20 protein-coding genes are annotated in these 23038 nt (G+C 72.7%); 5 read left to right on the top strand and 15 right to left on the bottom strand.

The window, feature by feature from the left end; genetic code table 11:
• Positions 1-441 carry a hypothetical protein gene (locus ACFVUH_RS16005; RefSeq protein WP_387913746.1) on the top strand — a complete coding sequence of 147 codons (441 nt, stop codon included), beginning with the start codon at positions 1-3 and terminating at the stop codon, positions 439-441.
• A 19-nt stretch (positions 442-460) separates the two neighbouring features.
• Here ACFVUH_RS16005 and ACFVUH_RS16000 read toward each other — a convergent pair whose 3' ends face one another.
• The 5 genes from ACFVUH_RS16000 to ACFVUH_RS15980 are packed head-to-tail and all read right to left on the bottom strand — an operon-like array spanning position 461 to position 5047.
• Positions 461-2023, bottom strand: coding sequence for an AAA family ATPase (locus ACFVUH_RS16000; protein WP_387913745.1), 1563 nt, complete (start codon positions 2021-2023; stop codon positions 461-463).
• A gap of 58 nt (positions 2024-2081) precedes the next feature.
• On the bottom strand, positions 2082-2639 hold the full coding sequence (locus tag ACFVUH_RS15995; protein WP_387913743.1) for a hypothetical protein: 558 nt from the start codon (positions 2637-2639) through the stop codon (positions 2082-2084).
• Between the two features lie 44 nt (positions 2640-2683).
• Positions 2684-2869, bottom strand: coding sequence for a hypothetical protein (locus ACFVUH_RS15990; RefSeq protein WP_387913741.1), 186 nt, complete (start codon positions 2867-2869; stop codon positions 2684-2686).
• A complete protein-coding gene (locus tag ACFVUH_RS15985) occupies positions 2866-4656 on the bottom strand; it encodes a hypothetical protein (RefSeq protein WP_387913739.1) in 1791 nt (596 codons plus the stop codon). Before ACFVUH_RS15985 ends, ACFVUH_RS15990 begins: the two co-directional genes overlap by 4 nt.
• A gap of 40 nt (positions 4657-4696) precedes the next feature.
• Entirely contained in the window at positions 4697-5047 is a 351-nt protein-coding gene (locus ACFVUH_RS15980) for a hypothetical protein (RefSeq protein WP_387913738.1), read from the bottom strand.
• Positions 5048-5369: 322 nt separating this feature from the next.
• Here ACFVUH_RS15980 and ACFVUH_RS15975 point away from each other — a divergent pair, with 322 nt between their 5' ends.
• Complete coding sequence (locus ACFVUH_RS15975; RefSeq protein ID WP_387913736.1) at positions 5370-7262, top strand: caspase domain-containing protein; 1893 nt, start codon at positions 5370-5372, stop codon at positions 7260-7262.
• Positions 7263-7269: 7 nt separating this feature from the next.
• Here ACFVUH_RS15975 and ACFVUH_RS15970 read toward each other — a convergent pair whose 3' ends face one another.
• The 6 genes from ACFVUH_RS15970 to rpe form a co-directional block, all read right to left on the bottom strand.
• Positions 7270-11430 carry a CHAT domain-containing protein gene (locus ACFVUH_RS15970; RefSeq protein WP_387913735.1) on the bottom strand — a complete coding sequence of 1387 codons (4161 nt, stop codon included), beginning with the start codon at positions 11428-11430 and terminating at the stop codon, positions 7270-7272.
• On the bottom strand, positions 11427-12080 hold the full coding sequence (locus ACFVUH_RS15965) for an RES family NAD+ phosphorylase (protein WP_387913733.1): 654 nt from the start codon (positions 12078-12080) through the stop codon (positions 11427-11429). Before ACFVUH_RS15965 ends, ACFVUH_RS15970 begins: the two co-directional genes overlap by 4 nt.
• 4 nt (positions 12081-12084) lie before the next feature.
• Complete coding sequence (locus ACFVUH_RS15960) at positions 12085-12747, bottom strand: hypothetical protein (protein WP_387913732.1); 663 nt, start codon at positions 12745-12747, stop codon at positions 12085-12087.
• Entirely contained in the window at positions 12744-13877 is a 1134-nt protein-coding gene (locus tag ACFVUH_RS15955) for a hypothetical protein (protein WP_387913731.1), read from the bottom strand. Before ACFVUH_RS15955 ends, ACFVUH_RS15960 begins: the two co-directional genes overlap by 4 nt.
• Before the next feature lie 326 nt (positions 13878-14203).
• Entirely contained in the window at positions 14204-15163 is a 960-nt protein-coding gene (locus ACFVUH_RS15950; protein ID WP_387913730.1) for a pirin family protein, read from the bottom strand.
• 141 nt (positions 15164-15304) lie between these two features.
• On the bottom strand, positions 15305-15988 hold the full coding sequence (rpe, locus tag ACFVUH_RS15945; RefSeq protein ID WP_355368033.1) for a ribulose-phosphate 3-epimerase: 684 nt from the start codon (positions 15986-15988) through the stop codon (positions 15305-15307).
• 261 nt (positions 15989-16249) lie between these two features.
• Between rpe and ACFVUH_RS15940 the strand changes: the two genes are divergently transcribed.
• On the top strand, positions 16250-17110 hold the full coding sequence (locus ACFVUH_RS15940) for a hypothetical protein (protein ID WP_387913728.1): 861 nt from the start codon (positions 16250-16252) through the stop codon (positions 17108-17110).
• Positions 17111-17171: 61 nt separating this feature from the next.
• Here the strand turns inward: ACFVUH_RS15940 and ACFVUH_RS15935 are convergent, their stop codons facing one another.
• The 3 genes from ACFVUH_RS15935 to ACFVUH_RS15925 form a co-directional block, all read right to left on the bottom strand.
• On the bottom strand, positions 17172-17720 hold the full coding sequence (locus ACFVUH_RS15935; protein ID WP_387913726.1) for a DUF4188 domain-containing protein: 549 nt from the start codon (positions 17718-17720) through the stop codon (positions 17172-17174).
• Positions 17721-17940: 220 nt separating this feature from the next.
• The gene (locus tag ACFVUH_RS15930) at positions 17941-19437 is read right to left on the bottom strand and encodes an FAD-dependent monooxygenase (RefSeq protein ID WP_387913724.1); all 1497 of its coding nucleotides are present in this window, start codon (positions 19435-19437) and stop codon (positions 17941-17943) included.
• A 303-nt stretch (positions 19438-19740) separates the two neighbouring features.
• On the bottom strand, positions 19741-20727 hold the full coding sequence (locus tag ACFVUH_RS15925) for an aldo/keto reductase (RefSeq protein ID WP_387913722.1): 987 nt from the start codon (positions 20725-20727) through the stop codon (positions 19741-19743).
• A 113-nt stretch (positions 20728-20840) separates the two neighbouring features.
• Here ACFVUH_RS15925 and ACFVUH_RS15920 point away from each other — a divergent pair, with 113 nt between their 5' ends.
• On the top strand, positions 20841-21077 hold the full coding sequence (locus ACFVUH_RS15920) for a hypothetical protein (protein WP_387913720.1): 237 nt from the start codon (positions 20841-20843) through the stop codon (positions 21075-21077).
• Positions 21078-21187: 110 nt separating this feature from the next.
• Entirely contained in the window at positions 21188-22336 is a 1149-nt protein-coding gene (locus tag ACFVUH_RS15915) for a serine hydrolase domain-containing protein (protein WP_387913718.1), read from the top strand.
• 51 nt (positions 22337-22387) lie between these two features.
• Here ACFVUH_RS15915 and ACFVUH_RS15910 read toward each other — a convergent pair whose 3' ends face one another.
• Complete coding sequence (locus ACFVUH_RS15910; protein WP_387913716.1) at positions 22388-22810, bottom strand: hypothetical protein; 423 nt, start codon at positions 22808-22810, stop codon at positions 22388-22390.
• Between the last annotated feature and the right edge of the window lie 228 nt (positions 22811-23038).

Genomic DNA, 23038 nt, shown 5'->3' with positions numbered 1-23038 from the left:
ATGGCCACCATCAACCTCGTCCGCGGCATGGGCAGCTTCTTCAAGGAGTACAAGATCCGCTGCCGCAACGCGGCCGACCGGCAGACCGAGGAGTCCGGCTTCACCACCCAGGACAGGTCGTCGAGGCCTTCACACTCCGGGGGCACCCGACACATACCGGAGTTGCTCAACAGTGCAGCCGCCCAGCGCAGTCCGGCCCACAGCAACCCCCTGGTCTTCCTCGACGCCTGCCGTTCCTCGGGAGCCTCCCCGGGCTTCACCCGGATGACGGGATGGGCCCAGCAGTTCCTCGCAGCCGGCGCCGGTACCTTCATCGACACGCTGCGGGCGGTGCGCAGCGACAAGGCCACTTCCTGGCTACGACACCGCATCCTCCTCGCCCGAATCACAAACGGTTACCCACCAATTACGGGACAGAGCTGTTCAAAGTACAGACCCTGACGCACGCGGGGGCGGGCGGTTACTCGCCCATGAAGACGACGCGGCGGGGTGCACCGGAGGTGCCGGACGTGGTGGTCGTGGTGCGGCCGGCCGGGACGGCTCGGTCGCGGCCCCAGGCGCGGATCTCCTCGATCTTTTCAGGGTTGGTCCGGCTGAGCGGCGTGGTGTTGGCGAAGGTGTCGAGCACGAACGACGGGAGCAGATCCGCGGCTCCGCCGTTGAGGTGCACCTCGGCGCCGACCTCGTGGAGGGCGGCTTCGATGTCGGAGCCGGCGAATCCCTCGGAGAGGTCGACGAGACGGTCCACCTGGTTCGGGTCGGGCTCGACCTTGACGTACTTGCGGTAGTAGAGATCGATGATCTCCTTGCGGTCCTGTGCGTCGGGGAGGTCGACGAAGAAGAGCTCGTCGAAGCGACCCTTGCGGAGGAGCTCGGGCGGGAGGCTGCGGACTTCGTTTGCGGTGGCGACGACGAACGCGCGGGAGTCCGACTCCTGGAGCCAGAAGAGGAACTGGCCGATGACGCGCTGCGGCACGCCGGTCCCGTCGTTCCTTCCGGCCAACCCCTTCTCGATCTCGTCGATCCACAGGATGCACGGCGCCACCCGGTCGGCGGTCTCCAGCGCTTCCCGCATCCTGCCCTCGGACTGACCGAGGTACTTGCCGTGGATGCTCGCCATGTCAAGCCGGTAGAGCGGGAGTTGCCACTGCGAGGCGATGGCCTTGGCGGACAGCGACTTGCCGCAGCCGGGCACGCCGACCAACAGCACGCCGCGCGGCGGCCGCAGGTCGGTGCCGCGCAGATCGGCGTGCATCAGTTCGTGCTTGCGCTGGAGCCATCCCCGCAGGCTGCTCAGGCCCCCGACGGAGTAGTCCGAGGCCTTGAGCTGGACCCGTTCGAGGCCGGCGAGGTCGCTGAAGATCCGGTCCTTGGCCCGCGCCAGCGCGAGGACGTCGTCGCGCTGGACCGATCCCTTGGCCACGATGGTGGCCATCAGGTTGACCGCTTCAGCCTCGGTCACGCCGAGCAGAAACTCCGAGGCGCGGCGCGCGTCGTCCTCGTTCCATTCGATCGGCACCACGCCGTGGTGGTCGTCGAGGAAGCTCCTGACGGTGCCGTACATCTCGGCGGCATCCGGCAGTTCGAGCTGCAGGCTCATGCCGAGCCGTTGCAGTCCGCTCCAGATCGGGCTGTCGGTGATCAGGACGATGCTGCCGGCGTTGGCGTCGGCCAGCCGGGCGAGTTCGGCGACGTGCCGGGTGAAGTGGGTGTCGGTCTCCAGCCCGTCCGGGTCGACCAGGATCAGGGTCGCCTGCGGGCGGCTGATGAACTGGGTGGTGGCGAACTCCATGGCGCCGGTCAGGGAGCGGTCGTCCTGGACGGTGGTGTTGGAGCGCAGGTCGCGCAGGCCGGTGGCCCTGGAGTAGATCCAGAACGGCTGGCTGCTACGGCGCGACCGGGTCGCCACCTCCTTCACCAGCCGCAGCGCCCGCTGCTGCTCGATGGTACGCAGGCCGATCACTGGTACTCGCGCGGTGAGGTAGTTGTCGAGGTCGTCTCGGCACTCGGCGTAGTTGGACATCTGGGCCTCGGGTCTCGGTTCGGCGGGACGGCGGTAGGAGGGCGGGTCGAAGACGCGGTCAGCCCGGGACGATTCGGCGGCGCGGCCCGTCGGCGGGGTCGTAGGACCAGCCGCCCGGGTCGGCCGGGGGCGTAGCGGTGATGACGGCGGTGAGCGGGTTGTCGCGCAAGGTGCGGCGGCGGGCGTCGACGGCCTGTTGGTCGTGCTCGCGCGACGCCCGGCGCTCCAGCCCTCGTTCCAGGTCCTGCTGGGCCCGGCGGATCTGCCCGTCGATGATCGCGGTCAGCTTCTCCCTCAGGTCGGCCGGGAGCTGCGGGTGGCCGGCGAGCGCCCGGATCCGGTGCAGCCCGGTGCGTGCCTGGGCGAGGGCGCGGCCCGCGGCGAACTCGTCGTCGGCCGCGTTGACGGCCGCGACGAGCGCGTCCGCCCAGGCCTGGAGGCGCCGTTGGAACGCTTCCCTGATCCGCGCCCCGAGCCGCTGCCAGGTGTCCTCGGGGAAGTCGGTGGGTGTGAGCGCGGGCAGGCCGGTGTCGTCGACCGGCTCGCCCGCCGACCAGCGCTCCAGGAAGTCGGCCCAGGCGTCGTACGGGCCGCCGAGTGGTCCGGGTGTTCGCACTTCCTGCTGCCTGGCCCGTGTCACGCGCCGCCGCCAGGCCGGTGTCACAGCCCGGTTCCGGGGCGACGCACCGTCACCTCGCCGGGCGGCAACGGTTCCCAGCCCGGCAGGCCCTCGACCATCCGGCGCAGCCGGCTGGTGGCCCGCTCCGTGGTGGGCTCGGGGCTGGCCGCCCACGGGGAGGCGGCGGGGCGACGCGGTGGTGGCGGGGCGGGGTAGGGCCTGGTCACTGCGTTCCTCCGGACTGCGGCGTGGCGGCGGCGGGTCGGACGGTGCGCCCGTCGAACGGGCTGTGGGCGTGGCCGGCGGCGGCCAGTGAGCCGATGAACTCGCGGGTCCGGGTCTCCACCTGGTCCGCGTTCCGGTAGGCGGTCTTCCAGTCGGTGTACTCGGCGCACGCGCCGCGCAGTTGGTGGATGGAGTCGTTCTTGGCGTGCGCCAGCAGCTTCTTGGCCGAGTCCGTGGCTTTCCGGGCGGCCTCGGAGCGGGTGTACAGCACCACTGCGCAGATGCCGCCGGCCAGGACCGCCAGGCCGAGGGCGACCGCGATGTTCATCGGGCCGACGACGAACAGCAGCAGCGCGAGCGCGCCGCCGAGCACGACCAGCCGGCGCTTCAGCGGGTAGGCCAGCGAGGCCAGGAAGGGGGCGGTGTGCTGGTCCCAGTGCCCGGCGAGCGACTGTTCCAGGGCGGGGAGCGGGGTGTTGAACGAACCCGCCCACTGCGGCAGCTTGAAGACCTGGGCCGCGACGGTGTAGCTGGTGGCGAACACCGCTTGGACGTCCGGCGGTTCGGCCATCCGGTAGTCCCGGCTGAAGCCGGCGTGGGCCTGCGCGAACCACTCGTGGCAGGCAGCGATGGCGAGCCGCTGGGTGGAGGCCGAGGCACCGATGGCCGAGGGGTTGAGTGCCGCGGTGGACTGGATGGTGAGGTAGTCGAGCGTCTCCTCCAGCGAAGCGGAGTCCACGTCCACGGCCTGCCTGGCCGCGTCCAGGTCGCCGTCGCACGCCACCACCGCCTGGTTGAACGCCAGGTCGCGGCGGAGCGGCAGCTCCTCGTTGTCGTACTCCGAGACCAGCCGGTCCAGGATGTCGTCGATGGCGTCCTCGAGCCGCTCGGACGGGAGGGACTCCCCCGCCATCATCGCGGTGTACTTGGCGAGGATCGCCCGCTGGGCCCGGGCCGAGGCGAGTACGGAGTCCAGGTGCGGCCACTGCAGGGACACCCGGGAGAGCCGGGGGAACTCGCCGGCGGCCGATGGTGCGCGCAGGCTGTCGATCTCCGCACGCCACCGACGTACCTGGGCGGCCCGGGCCTCGTCGTCGCCGAGCAGGGTCTCGCGCCACCGCCCGAGCGTCTCGTGCAGCATCTCGCGGCCGCCCGCGCCGAAGGCCCCCTGCGAGATGGACTCCAGGATGACCGCGAACTCCCGACCGAGCGCGGCCGGGTCCTGGGCGATCAGATAGTGCCGCAGCCACCGCACCGCGGCCTGCTGGCGGCCCTGTCTGCGCAGCACCAGCGCGAAGAGGAGCGAGGTGCGCTCCGGTGAGCGCCGGAACGCCTCGTCCACCGCCCGCTCGCACAGCGCCGGGTCGTCGGCGGACCAGGCCGCGAGGGCGACCAGGGCGGGCGCGAGCCAGTAGCGCGGCGTCTGGATCATCAGCTGCTCGCTCACCGAGGTCACCGTCGCCTCGGACACCAGGCCGAGGTCGAAGGCCTGCAGCATGCCGACGGCTGTGCGCCGGACCACCTTGTGGTGGCCGAACTCGTGGTCGACCTTGTCCTGGATGACACCGATGCGGGTCTCGGCCCGCTGCACGTTGGCGGTCAGCCGAGACTGGTGGACGAAGGCCAGGAAGTCGGCGCGCAGTTGCTGCAGTTCGCTCTGGGTCTGCTGCTGCGCGACGCCGACGGCGGAGACCTGACCGGACACCTGGCCGACCTGCTCGGAGAGCCGGTGCACGAGTCTGTCGACCTGCGCCACCTGGTTGCGCAGGACGTGGTCCACCTCTGTCATGCGGGTCTCCGTTCGCGGTGGAGCAGTCGGCGGGACGGGTTCACGGGCGTACCACGCTGCCGTCCGGGAGCACCGGCAGCACCAGGCCGCCGTCGTACACCTCGACGAAGGCGTAGGCGCCGGTGCGCACCAGCATCCGGGCGGCTGCGAAGGGGTGGGGCATCGGATCCCCGGGGGCGAAGTGGTCCACGATCGAACGGAAGAGGCTCAGCTGATGGTCGACGTACGGTGCACCGAGGTAGCAGGTGGCGAGGAAGCCGAGCGGGACGTCGCCGAACTCGGTGGTGTACTGCTCCTTGAGCCAGTCGGCCAGCTCGCTGCAGGCGGCCGGGTCGAGTCCGGCGTCGAGTCGGCGTACGGCGTTCAGGAAGCCCGCCGGCCTCGCGCGCAACCGGTCCGCCCCGACGCGGGTCTGTGGCGGTCGCCCGCCAGTGGCCGGACCGCTCGCCGCAGCCCGACCGGGCGCGGTTGCCTGGCCTGGTCGCACGACGCGGCGAGGCTGCTCAATGAAACCCATGAATCCCCCGATGACCATGGAGTGACACCGCGCTCACACCGCGCGGCCGAGAAGGGAAGGATAGTGATCGCACTGCCATAGTGCGAAGCCGTGCAGGTGATCGCACGCACATGGCCGGATGACGACCTGTTCCCGCCCACCATTCGCCCGGTCGACCGGACCACCAGGGCGGTATCCCCCTGAGACACTTCTGCCCATGCGGACGGTTTTTGCACTCCTGGTGGGGATCAACGACTACTCGGCGCTCGGCCGCGCTTCGCTCCAGGGGTGCGTCAATGACGCGGCTGCTGCTGAGCATTGGCTGGACGCGAAGGTGACGGAGCCGGTTGTGCGGACGCTGCTCGACACCGACGCCACCGTGCGTGCGGTCACCGACGGCATCCGCGGGCATCTCGGGCAGGCGGGGCCACAGGACACCGCACTGCTCTGGTTCTCCGGCCACGGTGCCGAGTTCGACGCCACGGCCGAGCAGCTGAAGGTCGAATCCACCGGCCGCTGCCAGTCCGTGGTCTGCGCCGACGGGCCGTTGCTGGACAAGGAGCTGGGGGCCCTGCTGGACGAGGTCGCCGCCCGCGGCGCCCATGTCGTCGCGGTCCTCGACTGCTGTTTCTCGGGCGGCGCGACCCGGGACGCCGAGGGCAGCGCGCGCTTCCTTCCACCGGATCCGTCCTGGGGAGCGCTCGCGACGGCCCGCGACATCACCGGTCCCGCGGCCGGGCCGGGCCACGTCCTGCTGGCCGCAAGTCGGCTGAACCAGCCCGCGTTCGAGGACTGGTTCGACGGACGCAGGCACGGCGTGTTCACGCACGCACTCCTCGGCGCGCTCGGCGAGCAGGGCGGCCCGGAGCTGAGCTACCGCCGGCTGATGGCAGCCGTACAGTGCCGGGTGCAGGGCTCGGGCGAACGCCAGCACCCGGTCCTGCTCCCCCTGGAGGCCGGTGGCCCTGCCGACCGGCCGTTCCTCGGCGGGGCTGTTCGCGCCCCGAGCCCTCACCTGCTCCGCCACGGTGCTTCGGGCTGGGAGGTGGACTGTGGAACCGTCCACGGGCTGCGCGCCGGCCCGGACGCCGGCGGTACCGAGTTCAGCGTCGAGCCCGGGCCCGGCAGCCGGGACCGGCACCTGCTGACCGCCCGGGAGGTCAGGGTCGACCGGACTCTGGTGGAGCCGTCCGGCTGGTCACCCGATCCGGCGCTCAGCTACCCGGTGACGCTGTCCGCGCTGGCCATGCCGCCGGTGTCGGTACTGGTGGAGGCAATGGAACGCCCCGCGGTAGCTGACGAGTTGAAAGACGCCCTGCGCACCGCCCGCTCGCCGCTGGTTCGCCTCGTGGACGATCCGCGGGACGCGCCCGGGACGCTGCTGCGGGTCGTCCTGGACCGGGCGGAGGCCCGGGTGCTGTTCCGGGACGGATCCCCCGCCGTCCCGGCGCTGCCGTGGGACGGTACGGCCGACGCCCGGCGGATCGTCGACTGCCTCGTCCACCTGGCCGGTTGGCATCAGCTGCGCGACCTCGCCAACCCCGATCCCTCGCTCGGATCCCACGTCCGGGTCGAGGTGACGCCCTGGGGCAGCGGTGGCCCGATCATGCCCGAGGGCTCCGGTGAGATCGTCTGTCGTTACGGTCGCGGGCCGGGCGGCTGGCAGGAGCCGAGGGTGTCCGTCCGCATTCACAACCGTTCGACGAGCAAGGCCCTCTGGTGCGTCCTGCTGAACCTCACGGACAGCTATGCCAGCCGATCGGTCCTCTTCCCCGGGGCCTTCATCGCCCCCGGCGGCACCGGCTACGCGCTGGACGGCGATCCGATTCACCTCAGTCTCCCGTCCACCCGACCGGTCCGACCCGCCGCCTACGTCCGTGACTGGCTCAAGCTGATCGTGGCGGAGGGCGAACTGAACACCGTGCCGTTCCAGTTCGGGCCCTGGGACCCGAAGCTGCCCGCGGACCGGCAGACCGGCCGGTCGACGGACGGCGTGTTCCGCCCGCTCGCCCCGGGCGGCACCCGGGACATGCTGCCCGGCCGCCCGGCGGCCTCCCCCGGCCGCTGGGCGGCGCTCACCCTCCCGCTCCGCACGGTCGTCCCGGACTGATCCGCCGTCACTGCCCCAGGTGGGTGAAACCCGCCCAGGCCGAGAGGTCGTCCGGCTCCACCGCAGCGGCGCGGGCGGCCAGCGCGTCGGGCATACCGGGCGGCAGCCGGCGGTCCGGGTCGAGCATCCACAGCTGGGCCCGGCGCAGCGCCCGGCCCGCCTGTTCCTGCTCCCGGCGCAGGAAGTGGTGCGTCATGAACATCAGGACCGAGGTGGCGTCGTCGGGAACCGGCCACAGCGAGCCGATCACCGATCGGGCTCCGGCCACCAGGAACGCCGTGGCAAGGCTGTACGCCTCGTTGTGGCCGCGCCCGGACACGTGGCTCCGGCAGGCCGCCAGGACCACCAGCTCCAGCCCGTCGCCACCCCGCCCGGCCGCCTCGGTCAGCTCCTCGGCGGCCAGCTCACCGCTGCTGAAGGAGAGGTACGAGCTGTAGCGCTGGTTGGCGGCCACGGTGGCGTGGCAGGCCAGGTGCAGGACGCCACCACCGCCGTGGCGCAGCCAGGCGAGCACCTCGGCCGGCGTACCCGGGCCGTCGGCCTCGCCCGCCGCGCGCCGCCCGAGGAAGCTGCCCCGCGGGTAGAAGGCCCGCTGCACCGCGTCCGCCTCCTCGCCGGCGTAGCGCAGGTCCCCGGTCGGGTTGCCGACCACCAGAGCGGCGCCGGTGTGCGGTGTGGACGGCCGGGCGGCCACGTCGCACAGCAGCCGGGCCGAGGCGGCGTACGAGATCTCAGCCTGCTCGACGGCGTACCGGCGGCGTCCAGTGGCGTCCGGTTCCGACCAGGCCGCGTGCCACGGCACCACGCCGAGGGTGCCCATGGGCACCAGGATCAGCGACGGCGGGCGGGTGCGGCCGGGTGGTGGCACGAGCATGCCCAGAAGTGGCTTGACCACCGCGTACCACGCCCAGGAGCACAGCCGGTCCAGTTGCCGGCGCAGCGAGGTCGAGTCGGGTGTGGCAGCGTGCGGGGCCGGCCCCATGTCCCGGACGGTCCGGCCGGCCGGGGTGTAGGCCCGCAGGGGTCCGGCGTCCTCCGTCAGCAGCGGCAGCGGCAGCCAGTGCGCGCCACCGTCCGCGGTGACCAGGACCGCCGCCCCGCCGCGGTCGTCGGAGGCGGGCATCAGGTACACCAGGGCGTCCGCCCGGCATCTGCGCAGCGCCTCGCCGATCTCTGCAGGGGCCGGGGTGCCCAGCAGCCGGGCCGACGGCCCGCCGTCCGGGCCGAGGGCGGTCAGCGCGGTCAGGACGCGGCGGCGCAGTTCGCTCGGGACGCCGCCGGACCCGGTCGAGCCGTCCGCTCCGCCGGGCGGTTCGGCGCCGACCGCGGCCCGCCACTCCTCCGCCAGGTCGGGCCGGCCGGTGGCGGTCAGCAGCTGGGGCACCGTCATCGCGGTGTTCGCGGCGTGCAGCACCAGTCCGCGGCAGGCGTCCAGTGCCTGGACGGCGGCTTCGGGGACGTCGTCGGCCAGGCACCAGGCAGCCACCTCCAGGGCCGCGGCGGTGGCCTCGGCCGCGCCCTCGGCGGCGTGCCCGGTGCCGGACTGGAGCAGCGCCGCCCAGGAGTGTCCACGCAGCGATTCGAGCCCGGCGAGGCGTCCCCGGCGGCGGTCGTCGCGGGCCGGGTCGGCGCGCAGTCGGTAGGCCCGGCCGAGGGTCAGGCTGCACACCGCCCACAGCCGGTGCTCGGGGCCGCCGGCCAGCCGGGCGGCCCGCTCCAGCAGGTCGATGCCGGTCCCCAGCTCCCGGCGGTCGCCGCTCCGGGAGGCCTTGGCGCAGTGGGTGCCGCCCAGCGTGAAGGCGTAGCGCAGCCAGTCGTCGCTTCCCTCGTCGGACAGGTCCAAGGCCTCCCGGAGCAGGGTCATTCCTTCGTCGAGAAGCCGGGGGTCGGGCGGGTCCATCGCCCGTGCGGTACGGGCGACACCCGCGTCCCCCAGCACCCAGGCACGGCGGTCGCGCGGCAGCCGGGCCGCTTGGCGGCGCAGTTCGTCGAGGGTGGCACCGCCATGGGTCGCCATGGCGGCGGTCGGCAGGCCCAGGTTCCTGGCGAGCTGGTCGCGGCCCATCCGGGCGTTCTCCAGCATCGTCCACATCTCCCCGCGGGCGGGGTCGTCCGGGTCGAGCGCGCCGTGGACCTCGGCGAGGCGCGCGACGGCCCGGTCGGTGCCGGCCAGGTCGCCCTGCCGCGCGCACCGAACGGCCTCGATGGCCGCGAGCTGGCCGTCGATGAGCGACCGGAGGTAGGGGGTGGTGCCGGGCCGGTCGCGCAACCGGGCGATGACACTCGCGGCCGTCTCCACCTCGTCGAGGCCGCCGCGCAGCTGACCTCGGTGGCCCTGGACGAACGAGCGCAGCAACTCGATTCCGTCGGTCGTCCGCCCGTCCTGGCCGGTGCGCAGGTCGCGGGCCGCATCGAGGTGCTCCAGCGCCCCGTCCAGGCTCGACCCGTCGCCGGCCGTCGCCTCGTTCAGGCCGATCCAGCCGGCGATGGCGTGGAGGCTGCTCAGCCCGGCGGCATCGCCCTTCCGGTGCTGCAACGCGGCCTGCAGGAGCGCGGTCTTCTGCTCGGTGGTGACGTGCGTGCCGTGCGGATCGAGGAGCGGCACCATGCCGAGCAGGAGCTCGGCCGACTCGCCCGACTCGCGGCTGTCCGGTTCCATTTCGCGCCAGGTCCGGTACAGCCGGTCGAATTCCGCGGGCAGCCGGTCGAGGCCGCCGATGTCGTTGGCGAGACCGTTGAACTCCTGATCGCTGAAGTTGAGGAAGGCCCCGCCGTGTTCGACGTCCGCCATCGCCCCCATGGTGGCGCGGTAGGCCTCCTGGAAGAGGGCGTCGACCTCGGGGCCCGCCTCGGCAAGGCCCTGGCGCACCAGCTCGTGTCCGACCCAGCCGTGGCACATGACGGCCATCCGCCGGAACTGGGCGTCCTGGCTCTCGTCTTCGAGGGCACGCCCGCTGGCCGCAGCGAGCACCGGCAGGCGCGCCGGGTCGCCGTCCGCCCGGTAGCGGGCCCACTGGAGTGTCGCCACCAGCAGGCCCAGCGGTGCGGCCGAGCCGCCGTCGCGTTCGGGCTGCCAGCGGTCGAGAGCCCGCTGCAGCAGGTGGAGTGCCCGGTCTCGTCCGGCGTCGTCGTCGCGCTCGGTGGCACGCTGGTAGAGCAGCCGCCCGAAGCAGTCCAGGTACGTGGGCAGCAGTTCGTCGACGGCATCCGGCTCGGCGAGCAGTGGCGCCAACTCCGCCTCGGCGGGCCCGACCTGGGTACTGTCGTCCCACTGCCACCACAGCATCGTCCGGATGTAGACCATCCGGGCCATTGCCTCGCGGCCCCACCACGGTCGCTCCGCGGATCGCTCGCCGGCCTCGACCAGCGCTCGGGCGAACTGGGTCCGGGCCTCCGTCAGCAGTTCCCGGTCCCGGGCACGCTGGCCGTGCACCATCTGGACGCTGGCGAGTCCGTAGCGCAGCAGCGGGACATCGCTGTCCGGCGGGACCGCCTCGAGAGCCTCGCGGTAGTGCCGGACGGAGGCCTGCGCGTCGGGCAGGTCACCGCCGGTCCGGTACCGCTCGTGGTGCAGTGCAGCGGCCTCCCCGTGCAGTTCGGCGGCCTCCGGACTGCCGGGTGCGTGGTCGTCGAGCGCGGCGTCGTACCGGCGCAGCGCCTCGGAGAGCAGAGCCGCCCGTTGCGGGGCGGGCCGGTCGTCGGCCTGCACCCACCGCAACCGGGCGAGCCGGGCCACCAGGTACCTGCCGAGCGCCCTGAGGTGCTCGAACGACGAGCCGGCGACCGGTTCGGCCAGGCCGTCGACCAGCAGCGCCCAGGCCCGGTCGAGCAGTTCGGGTTGCGGCCGCGCGTCGTACCGGAACAGCAGCACGCGAGCGCGGAGGATCCGCCAGGCGTCCCACATCTCCTCGTCGCCGGGCCGGGCGAAGGCCAGCTCAAACGCCTCGTCCGCCAGGTCCAGGTCCTCCGGACGTGCCTGCCGCAGGAAGAGCTGGTAGCTGAAATCCCCGGCGACCGCCCACGCCGTCGGCGCCTGCGGGTCGTCCGCCCGCAGACCCGCCAGCCGCTCCAGCAACCCATCCCGCTCGGCGCGCAGTTCGTCGTCGGAGACCTCGTCCGGGTCCCGACCCCGGTCCTGGACCGGGTCCATCGCCCGCTCCGGCGTCACGGGGCGATCCTCGCGTGGTAGGGCTCCAGCAAGGAGTTGAGCCGCCTCTCCCCCTCGGCGGTGTCGAAGTCGACCGGCGGGACGCCCGTCTCCTCGATCACGTCCGGCACGCAGCGGTCACCGAACAGGACCACCACCCGGTCGCCGGGCTCGCGCTTGGACGGCCAGAGGAAGCCCTGCGCCCACGGGTCGGTGTGCTCACGGATCCAATGACCCCAGTCACGGGTGAACGGGTACTCGGCGGCCTCCGCCTGGACCAGCCAGGAGTCCTGGGCGACACTCGCCAGCTCCCGGCCGGTCACCAGGGACACCACGTCCAGCTCTGCGGCCAACCGCAGGAAGGACAGCCGGCGGCCGCGAATCGCGGCCCTCGGCACCAGCCGCGACGTCCCGCCCGGATCGAACGGAACCGACCGCAGCAGCGACTCGCACACCGCCGACTCGGCGGTGAGCCCGGCATAGAGATAGCCGAACGGGTCGCACCTGGTCGCGTCGAAACGGCCGCCGCCGTAGAGGCAGTGGGCGGGTACGGGATTGAACGCTGTCGCCGGGTGGCGGGCCGCGTGCAACCGGTACAACGGGGCGCCGGCCGGCAGGGTCAGCTTGGCGGGCGTGCCCGGCAGCACCCGCGGGGGCCTGGTGTTCGCCATCCGGTTACTCCTCCTCCGACAGGTACCGTGCCGCGTCCACGAGTTGGCCGTCCCGCCCGGCGCCGAGCAGGTCGGCGGGGTTGCCGCCCAGCCAGGCATTGGCCGACAGCCACCAGTCCGCGACGCCCCACGGGTCGCGTTCGGCGTCCAGAACGGTGTTGATCTCCACCACTGTCGGCAACGGCGTGCCCGCGACGCCGAACTGGAAGCCGGGCAGCCGCGGCCTCCCGCCGAGCCCGGGCAACCTCAGCAGCCCGGCAGCGCCAGGATCACCGCCCAACAGCCGCACCTCGTCGGGGTCGAGTGCCGGTACGGCCAGGATCCTCGCCCGGATCGGGCCGAGCACCGGGCCGACCATGCGGTGGCCGTCGAGCACCAGCACGGCCAGGTCGTCCGCATGGAAGCCGAGGTGCGACCGGTCATGCGAGTCCACGGCAAGCCGGGCACCGGACGCGTCGTCGAGCCGTCCGGACTCGGCGTCCGGCAGCGCTTCCAGCAACAGCCGGGCCGCCTCCTCGGCCGCCTGCAGCCGGGCCGGCCCGTCCTGCTCGGAGGATCTCAACGCCTGCAGCCGCGACTCCAGTTGGCTGCCCGACGCGGGTTCCAGCAGGCCGGCCAACCGGTCCCAGTCGGCGGCGGCGGCCGCAAGCACCTGGTACGGGTTCATCGGATCCTTCCGTCGATGTCCTTCGCGGCCGTGAGTTGACGTTCAATCAGATCTGCGGCAGCGGCCCGCCGCACCACGAGGTGCACCTCCCACTGCGCACCGCGGATCAGTTCGGCCTCCACCGCGGCCCAGAGCATGCCGAGACTGACCTCGTACGGCAGCCCTCCCCGGCCGGAACCGAGCAGCGGAAAACAGATCGAGCGCAGCGGAGGATCGAACTGCCGGTACTCCTCGCCGAGCACGGCGAGCGCCCGGGCGACCGCCCGGGTCACGTCCGCCGGCAGCACGTCGTAGTCGTTCGTCCCGAGGCGCGGGACCGCCACCGCGGCGTGATAGATCCGCCGAATGCCCTGCTCCACCAGCGCCCCCGGCCCGACCGCCGCCACGGTTCCCGGCAGGGCCGCCCGGCCCGGCGCCCCGTGCCGGGCGGCCCACCTCCGCAACTCGTCGTGCACCAGGTCCTCGACGAGCTCCCCGGTCGACCCGCGCAGCGCTCCCACCCGCCGAAGCGACGCCGACACCGACGACTTGTACGGCTCCGGCAGCGCCAGATAGGTGTTGGTCGGCGAGACCACGACGTCAACATCGCGCAGCAGATCGACGGGGTGGACGTGCACCGTCACCAGCGCGGTCCGCTCGCCCACCCGGACCCGCAGCGACCGGTGACCCGACGACGCGGACGCGAGCGGCCCGACATCCCCCGCCTCCCCCGCCTGCTCCGCTCGGCGCGACTGCGCCGCCCGCACGGCCATCCGGATCACCTGCTCGGCGACCTCACCCAGCACCAGCGCCTCGTGGTGCTTGCGGAATCGCTCCACGCTCACCCCGTACACGCCAGCGGCACGCTTCCGACGGTCGGCGGGCGGCCAGTCGCGAGTGCCCTGGGCCAGGCCAAGGCTGTACTCGGCGGCCGTGTGAAGGTTGCCGGGATCGATTCGCGTCACCGCCAGCCGCACCAGCCGCTCCACAGCGGCGGGCCGCGGCTCCCGCCCGGCCGGCAGGTCGATCATGTCCGCGGCCCGGGCCAGCGCCGGGAGCTCCAGCTCACGCAGCCGCACCAGGCCGACTCTCCGCAATTGCCGCACCTCCCTGAGAACTGACGCGTGGTCCGGCAGGTCGCTGTGCAGCATGCCCGAAAGGATCGCACCGTGCCGACGGCGGCGACAAGCTGGATCCGCCCTCCCATCCAACCACCCCGCTCGGGCGGCTTCGGGTCGCTTTCCGGGCGTACCTCGGGCACCCGCCGAACAACGGCACGCGGTCAGCAATGGGTCAGCATCCATACGAGCAGACCCTGCGAAAGACGCCCAGACCCGAGAATCGAGAAGCCTGTAGCTCACTCCTCCAAGGACGCAGATGCAGGGAACGGAACTCGATCACCAGGCGCCCCCGCATACCCGAAGAATCCTGCCGCCGGCGGTGGGCGCGAACCTGGCCATCGATTCATCTTCGCAGGTCAGCGTACCCGTCCACGTGGCTTCAGGGGGATGTCGGGGAGGGCGGGGGCATGCAGTCGGGCGCCGTCGTAGCCGTGGACGTTGCCGAAGCGGGTGCCGGTTTCCCAGTCGGTGCGGGCCTGGGTGATCTCTTCGCCGGTGCGGCCGATGAAGTTCCACCACATGACGAGTTTTTCGGCGAAGGGTTCGCCGCCGAGGAGGAGGAAGGTGGCGTCGGTGGTGGCGTGGAGGGGGAGGGTGCGGCGGCCGGTGCCGAGGTAGAGCATGGCGCCGGGGTCGAGGGGGACGGTGTCGACGTCGACGGTGCCGGACATGGTGAGGACGGCGTACTCGAAGTCGGGGTCCAGCGGCAGGCGCAGGTCGGTGCCGGCGGTGAGGGTGAGGTCGGCGCCGACAAGGGGGGTGTGGGTGGTGCCCGGGGAGGTGGCGCCGTCGAGGGTGCCGAGGATGACGGTGGCGGACAGACCCGGGGCGGTGACGGTGGGCAGGTCGGGGTGGTGTTCGAAGGCGGGTTCGCGGTGGCGGTGGGCGTCGGGCAGGGCGACCCAGAGCTGGGCACCGTGCAGGAAGCGGGCGTGCGGGCGGGGGGACTCCTCGGAGTGGGAGATCGCCCGCCCGGAGGTCATCAGGCCCAGCTCGCGCGGGCGCACGGTCTGCAGGCTGCCGAGGCTGTCGCGGTGCAGGACCTCGCCGGCGTGCAGCCAGCTGACCGTCTGCAGGCCCATGTGCGGGTGCGGAGGCACCTGCATGCCCGGCTCGTCCGCGATGTCGTCCGGACCGTAGTGGTCCACGAAGCACCACGCCCCCACCATCCGCCGACCCAGGTTCGGCAGGAGACGGCGCACGACGGTGCTCTCGCCGAGCGGCACCCGGCGGGCGGTCAGCAGGTCGCGGACCGGTCCGGTGCCGGGCTCGCCGCCGCAGGTGGTCGGGGCGGGCTTGACGTCGAGGTTGCTCATGGGGCGGTCACCGCCGTGTGCGTCGGGCCGGGGAGGGGTGGCAGGGCCCGCCCCGCCCCGGCCGGAGGGGTCGTCGCAACGATCCTCCTCCAGGGCCCGGCGATCCTCCAGCCGGGACCGCCCGGCCGGGCCCCCTCGGCCTCAGTGCGCGCAGGCCCAGTCCGCACCGGCGCTCGCGCCCTCGGCGAGCGTGCGCAGCTTGGCGACCGCCTCGGCCGGGTCCTCGGCACCGTACACCGCCGAGCCGGCGACGAAGACGTCCGCGCCGGCCTCGGCGCAGCGCTCGATGGTGCTCGCCGACACACCGCCGTCGACCTGGAGCCACAGCTCCAGCCCGTGCTCGGCGATCAGCTGCCTGGTCCGGCGGATCTTCGGCAGCATGATGTCCAGGAACGCCTGGCCGCCGAAGCCCGGCTCGACGGTCATGATCAGCAGCATGTCCAGCTCGGGCAGCAGGTCCTCGTAGGGCTCGATCGGCGTGGCCGGCTTGAGCGCCATCGACGCGCGGGCGCCCTTGGCCCGGATCTCGCGGGCGAGCCGGACGGGCGCGGCGGCGGCCTCGACGTGGAAGGTCACCGAACCGGCGCCCGCCTCCACGTACTGGGGGGCCCAGCGGTCCGGGTCCTCGATCATGAGGTGGCAGTCGAGCGGGATGTCGGTGGCCCGGGCCAGCGACTCGACGACCGGGACGCCGAGGGTCAGGTTGGGTACGAAGTGGTTGTCCATCACGTCGACGTGCAGCCAGTCCGAGCCCCGCACGGCCTCGGCCTCCTGGGCGAGCCGGGCGAAGTCCGCGGACAGGATGCTGGGATTGATCTGCGCCATGGGGCCTGTTACCTCTTCTGCCTTCTTGCCAACGTACCGACGTACCGACATACCGACGTGCCAACGTAGCGAGGGATCGGGCGTGCGCGGGGGCGCACCCCGGCCATCATCTCGTGCGCCGCCGGCCACGTGTCACCACCGAGACCTCCGCGTGACTGTCATCACACCCCGAGCAGGGTTATCGTGGCCGCCGCCGTGGTCATCAGCCTCTACGAGAACACTCGTACGGCGCGCCAGTCCCTCCCCGAGGAAGGTTCCCCTTTGGCCGATCTCGTCCATCCCGCCCGGGCCCTGTGGTGGCTCTTCGAGCCGGTGCACGCCGTCACCTACTTCACCCCGGAAGGCGTCGGCGCCTTCGAGGACGCGGGCCTGCGCGGGGTCGCGCGCAGCTACTTCGCCGGCCGCGCCGCGCCGCTCGGCCCGGTGGACGCGCCACCCGTGATCGCCGCCTTCTTCAACTTCGCGCCCGCCCCGATCGAGCGCGCCCTGCCGGCGATCTGGAAGCTCGCCGACCCGGACACGGCGCTCGCCGCCCGGGCCGCCGGTGCCTCGGCGGCCCTGGCGCGGCTGCTGGAGCACGTCGACCGGGCGCAGATCGAGCTGGCGACCGACCTCCTGGAGGACGCCGTCACCCGGCTGGACTGCGCCGGGCGGGTCCTGGCCGCCGCCAACGCCGCCCTCCCCCGCCCGTCCGACCTGCACGGCCGGCTCTGGCAGGCCGCCACCGTGATGCGCGAGCACCGCGGCGACGGCCACATCGCCGCCCTGGTCTCGGCGGGGCTGGACGGCTGCGAGGCGCTGGTCGTGCGCTGCGCCCTGGACGTGCGGCGCGAGGCGCTGCAGCCGTTCCGCGGCTGGACGGACGAGGAGTGGGACGCGGCCACCGCCCGGCTGACCGAACGCGGCTGGCTCACCGAGCGCGGCACCATCACCGAGTGCGGCCGGATGCGCCACCAGTCCCTGGAGGCGGCGACCGACCTCGCCGCCGCCCGGGTCTGGGAGGACCACCCGCGCGCCGAGCTCGACCGGCTCGCCGCCGCCCTCAAGCCGATCTCGGCGCTCTGTCGCACGGCCCTGCCCCCGATCAACCCGATCGGGCTGCCGGCGACCACCACCGCCTGACGTTCCCGGCCGGTCACCGTCCCCGCCCGTCCGGTGGCGGGGACGGTGACCGGCCGGCTGGCTACTCGGCCGCCGCCTGCCCTGTCGCCTGCCCCGCCACCGCCTGCCCCGCCGCTTCCGAGCGGAAGGCGAAGCGCTGCGCGGCGCTCCGCCCGCGGCGCTCCACCGGCAGCACCCCGGTCGCGCCCGCGAGCCCGAACGGCGGCATGTCGAAGTACACGCACTCGTACGACCCCTCCGGCACGACGTACGTCTCGTGCCAGAGCCCGACCCGCCCGCGCAGCCGGCCCTCCTTGAGCTCCCTGTTGGCGATCTTCCACACCCGGTGGTGGAAGGCGTCCGGAGCGCTCGCGTACCGGTACAGCTTCTCCTTGGACTCCCAGTACTGGACGACGTAGTAGGTGCGCGGCGAGGCGGTCAGCAGGACCTTGCCACGCAGGCCGCGCTCCGGTTCCTTCGCCAGGTCGTGCAGCATCCGGAACATCGCCAGCATCACCGGCACCCACTGGTGGACGGCCCAGAACCGGTTGATCCGCATCCCGATGAGCAGGACGACGGTGTCCCCGGTGGCGGCCGCGGTGGTGAAGCCCGGAGTCGGTTTCGCGAACACGTCTGCCCCCAGCCTGTCGGCGCTTTCCGGCCCTCCCGCCGCTTCGGCTACTCGCGGGTAGAGGCCGATGTGAGCGGTGATTACACCAGCGCGGACAGAACCGGTCAACCCTTCGCGAGCGCGAAGTCCCTTTTGCTCAAGGGGTGTTGGCGACGCCCCGAGAGGTTCGTTCAAGCAGCACCTCGAGCCTCGGGTCGCGCAACAGCCGTCGCCACCCCGGTCATCGAACTCGGGCCGGTCCCTGAGCCGGTCCCTGAGCCGGTCCCTGGGCCGGGGCACCCCACCACCGGGTCAACGCGGCCTCCAAGTCCCCCTGGTCGTCGCCGGTCCAGGCCACATGGCCGTCCGGCCGCAGCAGCAGCGCGGGCGCGTCCAGCTCCGCGCCCGCACCGTCCACGTGGTCGACGCGGTCCGCCCAGCCGTCGACGGCGAGCCGTCCGCCGGTGCGGTCGAGGAGCAACCCTCGGCCGCCGTGCATCAGTTGGTACAGCCTGCGGTCCCCCGCGAGCCGGACGTCCCGCAGCCGCCGGCCGACGAGTTCGACGTCCCCTCCGCCCCCTCCGCCGAAGTCGTAGCGGATGTCGACGGCGGTGATCATCCCGGTCACGTAGCGGTTGACCTCCTCGATCTCCATCAGCCGCGTGAACAGCCCCCGCAGCGCAGTCGGCCCCGACGCGCTGCCGAGCAGGGTCATCTGCGCCCGGGTGTTGCTCAGCACGCGCGCCCCGACGGGGTGCCGTTCCGCGTGGTAGCTGTCCAGCAGCCCCTCCGGCGCCCAGCCGGCGACCTCGGCGGCGAGCTTCCAGCCGAGGTTGAACGCGTCCTGCACGCCGAGGTTGAGGCCCTGCCCGCCGGTCGGCGGGTGGATGTGCGCGGCGTCGCCGGCCAGCAGCACCCGGCCGACCCGGTAGCGCTCGGCCTGCCGGGTCGCGTCGCCGAACCGGGAGAGCCAGTGCGCCGCGTGGGCACCGAAGTCGGTGCCCGCGACGGCGCGCAGCCGCGCCTTGAACTCCTCCAGCGTCGGCGGCGTCGCCCGGTCCTCGGCGACGCCGGCCGCCGGTACGATCACCCGCGCGACCCCCGGCCGGCCGTCCACGTCGGGAGCCACCCCGAACCGCAGCTCGGTGCGGCGCACCCGCTCCACCACGGCGGCCACCTCCGCCGGGTCTGCGGACAGTTCCAGGTCGCCGATCAGCGTCTCGACCGTGGCGGGCTCACCGGGGAAGCCCACGCCGAGTGCCTTGCGCACCGTACTGCGCCCGCCGTCGCAGCCGACGGCGTAGCGCGAGCGCAGCCGCGTGCCGTCCACCAGTTCGACGCTCACGCCCTCCACGTCCTGACCCAGACCGGTGACCTCGCACCCGCGCCTGATCTCGACCCCGAGTTCGAGGGCGCGCTCCTCCAGCAGCCGCTCGGTGACCGCCTGCGGGGTGGCCAGCCCGTACGGGTGGGCGGTGTCCAGACTCTCCGGCCAGGGCGCCATGACGCCCCCGAACAGCCCGCCCACCTGGAACTTCTCGCTCACCGCGAGGAACCGCTCCAGCAGCCCCCGCTGGTCCATGATCTCCACGCTGCGCGCATGCAACCCGCGCCCGCGCGACTCCCCGCCCCGCTCCGCCCGCCGCTCCAGGAGGAGCACACCGACCCCGTGCAGCCGCAGCTCGCACGCCAGCATCAGCCCGGTCGGCCCGCCACCGACCACGATCACATCCAGCACCGAAGGCCCCGTTCCGTCGTTCCCGCACATCCACCGACCGGGGCAGAACGTCATGGACTCCGCGAATCCCACCGAATCCCGCCGTTCCGCCCCGTCCCGGCCCAGGGCGACGATTCTGCGCCTCCCCCACCCCCTTGCCGCAAGGCCCCCCGTGCGCTATACGTTGAGAGTGGCGGTGAGTGGACACTCCTCCCGCTCTCGAAATCCTCCCCTTCCGCATCCGGCACACGTGTGCCCGCTTCTCGTCTCGGCGAGAACCGGGCAGCGGGCACCCGTGTGTCGGTCCCCCTTCGTCCGCCGCCGCTACCAGGCGTAGTCCTCCGGCGCGGGCTTGTGGCCCGGGAAGAGGGTGTCGAGGCGGGCGAGGACCTCGTCGTCGAGCTTGATGTCCAGGGCGCGGACGGCGGCGTCGAGGTGGGCGGCGGTGCGCGGACCGACGATCGGCGCGGTGACGGCGGGACGCGAGAGCAGCCAGGCGAGGGCCAGGTCGGCGGGGTGCTCGCCGAGCTCGTCGGCAAGGTCCTCATAGGCCTGGATGCGGGGCCGGTTGGCATCCAGGAGCTCCCCCGCGTGGGGCATCGCGCCCCGGACGAGACGGCCCTCGCGCTCCTTGCGCAGGGCGCCGCTGAGCACGCCGCTGCGCAGCGGGGACCACGGGATCAGGCCGAGCCCGTAGTGCTGGACGGCGGGAACGACCTCCAGCTCGATGGCGCGGTCGAGCAGGTTGTAGAGGGACTGCTCGCTGACCAGGCCGAGGAAGTTGCGGCTGCGGGCGGCCTCCTGGGCCTGGGCGATGTGCCAGCCGGCGAAGTTGCTGGAGCCGACGTAGATGATCTTGCCCTGGGCGACCAGGACCTCCATCGCCTGCCAGATCTCCTCCCAGGGCGTGTCCCGGTCGATGTGGTGCATCTGGTAGAGGTCGATGTGGTCGGTGCCGAGGCGGCGCAGACTGGCCTCGACGGCGCGGCGGATGGCGAGGGCGGAGAGCCGGCCCTCGTTCGGCCAGTCCCCCATCGGAGCGTAGGCCTTGGTGGCGAGCACGGTGCGTTCACGGCGGCCGTCGCCCTTGGCGAACCAGCGGCCGATGATCTCCTCCGTGTGACCCCTCCGGCCGCCGTCGACGGTCCGGCCGTAACTGTTGGAGGTGTCGAAGAAGTTGATGCCCAGTTCGTGGGCGCTGTCCATGATCAGATGGGCGTCCGACTCCTCCGTGTGCGGGCCGAAGTTCATGGTGCCCAGGCAGAGTCGGGAGACGGTGAGGCCGGTGCGGCCGAGGTGGGTGAACTCCATGGGGCCCACCCTCCGCCGCACCGGCCGTACTGTCCAGCACATTTCACCCCGCGGGACACGGGTCGCACCGGCCCCGGCGCTTGCCTGCCCGTCAGCGCCCGCGGGTGCCGTGGGTGGCGAACTTCCGTACCGCGAGCGGACCGCAGAGCAGCAGCAGGAGCCCGCACCGGAGCAGGGTGGCCGGAGTCGCGTGCCGCATCGACCAGGCGGCGGACGGGGCCGAGTGGCTGGCGGAGCCGGCCGGTTACCTCGGCCCCGACGCCGCCTTCGACCGCACCTTCAACCGCACCCTCGACCGCACCCTCGACCGCGTCATCACCGCCGCGCCGGCCCCGCTGAAACAGCCCTGACCGGCGGCCCCGGCGTCACCCCGTCAAAACCGTTTCCCCAGGACCCCGGCCTACCCCTACCGTGACCCGGTCAACGATCGCGCTCAGGAGCCCAGGAGGCGGACACCGCCATGCAGACCCACCACCACGGCTGGGCCGACGAGGGCTTCGGCGCCGTCGCCGACACCTTCGCCCGCAACTTCGCCGACTTCCCCGAACTCGGGGCCGCCGTCACCGTCCACGCGGGCGGCCGCAAGGTGGTCGAACTGTGGGGCGGCGTCGCCGACGAGCGCACCGGCAGGCCCTGGCAGGCGGACACCGTCGTCCCGGTCTTCTCCTGCGCCAAGGCACTCGTCTCCCTCTCCGCCCACCTGCTCGCCCAGCAGGGCCGACTCGACCTGGACGCGCCGATCGCCCGCTACTGGCCCGAGTTCGCGAGGAACGGCAAGCAGGCGATCACCACCCGCATGGTGCTGGCCCACCGCGCCGGCATCCCGGCCCTCGACGCGCCCCTAACCTTCGCCGAGCTCGCCGCCTGGACGCCGGTCATCCGCGCCATCGAGAACCAGAAGCCCCTCTGGGAACCGGACACCACCCACGAGTACCACGGCCACGTCTTCGGCTTCGCGATCGGCGAAGTGATCCGCCGCATCACCGGCCTCACCCCGGGGCAGTTCTTCCATCGCACCTTCTCCTCCCCCCTCGGCCTGGACGCCTGGCTCGGGCTGCCCGCCACCGAACTCCCCCGCCTGGCCCGCCTCTCCGAAGCCGATGGCCGCCGCCCGATGCCCGGCCCCGAGCACCTGCTCACCCGCATCGTCACGATGAACGGCGCCCTCGTCTTCCCCGGCCTCGACGCCCCGCACGGCTGGAACGACCCCGACCTGCACGCCGTCGAACTCCCCGGCGCTGGCGCCGTCGCCTCCGCCACCGCCCTCTCCACCCTCCTCGCCGCCACCGTCACCGGCCTCGACGACACCCCACCCCTGCTCACCCCGGCCACCCTCGCCGACGCCACCCGCGAACTCTCCTCCGGCCCCGGCCACCTGGGCTTCGACCTCGGCGCCCGCTGGTCCTCCGGCTTCCTCCTCCCCTCCCCCACCCTCCGCCCCATGCTCAGCCCCCACAGCTTCGGCAACGACGGCGCCGGCGGCCAATTCACCTTCGCCGACCCCCACCACGGCATCACCTTCGCCTACACCGCCAACCGCATGATCGGCCACGCCGACCCCCGCGCCAACAACCTCATTGACGCCGTCCGCACCTCCCTCGCCGTCTGACCTGCCACCCGACTCGACATCAGATCTGCCGCACGGCACCGAGGATCTGCATCATGATTCCCTCAGAAGCTCCTTCACCGGCGAAGGCTCCATGCTGAATCCCAGCTTCTCGATGCCTCCGCCGTACACACCGATCGACGCCCAGAACGTGCACGTTCCACCGCCGTCCTTGCGCACCGCCTCGACCCGGACACCCCGGCCGGCATCGGGCTCGAACTCCTTCTCCCAGGTTCCGTCCAATTCGATCAGCAGATCATCCGGCCTGTACCGACTTCCGCCACAGACACCGGCCGGAAGGGACGACCTGCCGATCTCGCCGCCTTTTCGGAATTCCAGGAAATACGGCCCGCTGCGCCATGTTCCTTCCGGCTTGGTGCGATCCGCCGTGGCCAGGAGCCACCCAGCGACAGCCAGCACCCCCGTCCCGGCCAGGCCCGCGAGCACCACGCTCGACCACTTCATTCGAACAGCCACTTGCTCTCCCCTCCCCGAACTCGACCACACCCGCCGCCGCCCGGCTCAGTCCCTGTAGGATCTCGCCTTCTCCCAACTACCCACCCCCGACACCCGACTCGGCGAACGCACAACGGCCGTGGGGGGGGGGGGGGGGCCCCGCCCCCCCCCCCCCGCCCCCGGGGCGTTATAAAAAAAAAAAAAACCACAACAAAAAAAGTATTAAAAGTTAAGGGAGAATGTGGTATT

The organism is Kitasatospora sp. NPDC058032 (genome assembly GCF_042885845.1).
GTDB lineage: Bacteria > Actinomycetota > Actinomycetes > Streptomycetales > Streptomycetaceae > Kitasatospora.
The sequence above is the reverse complement of the archived record's forward strand: the minus strand, read 5'-3'. Positions and strand labels throughout refer to the sequence as shown.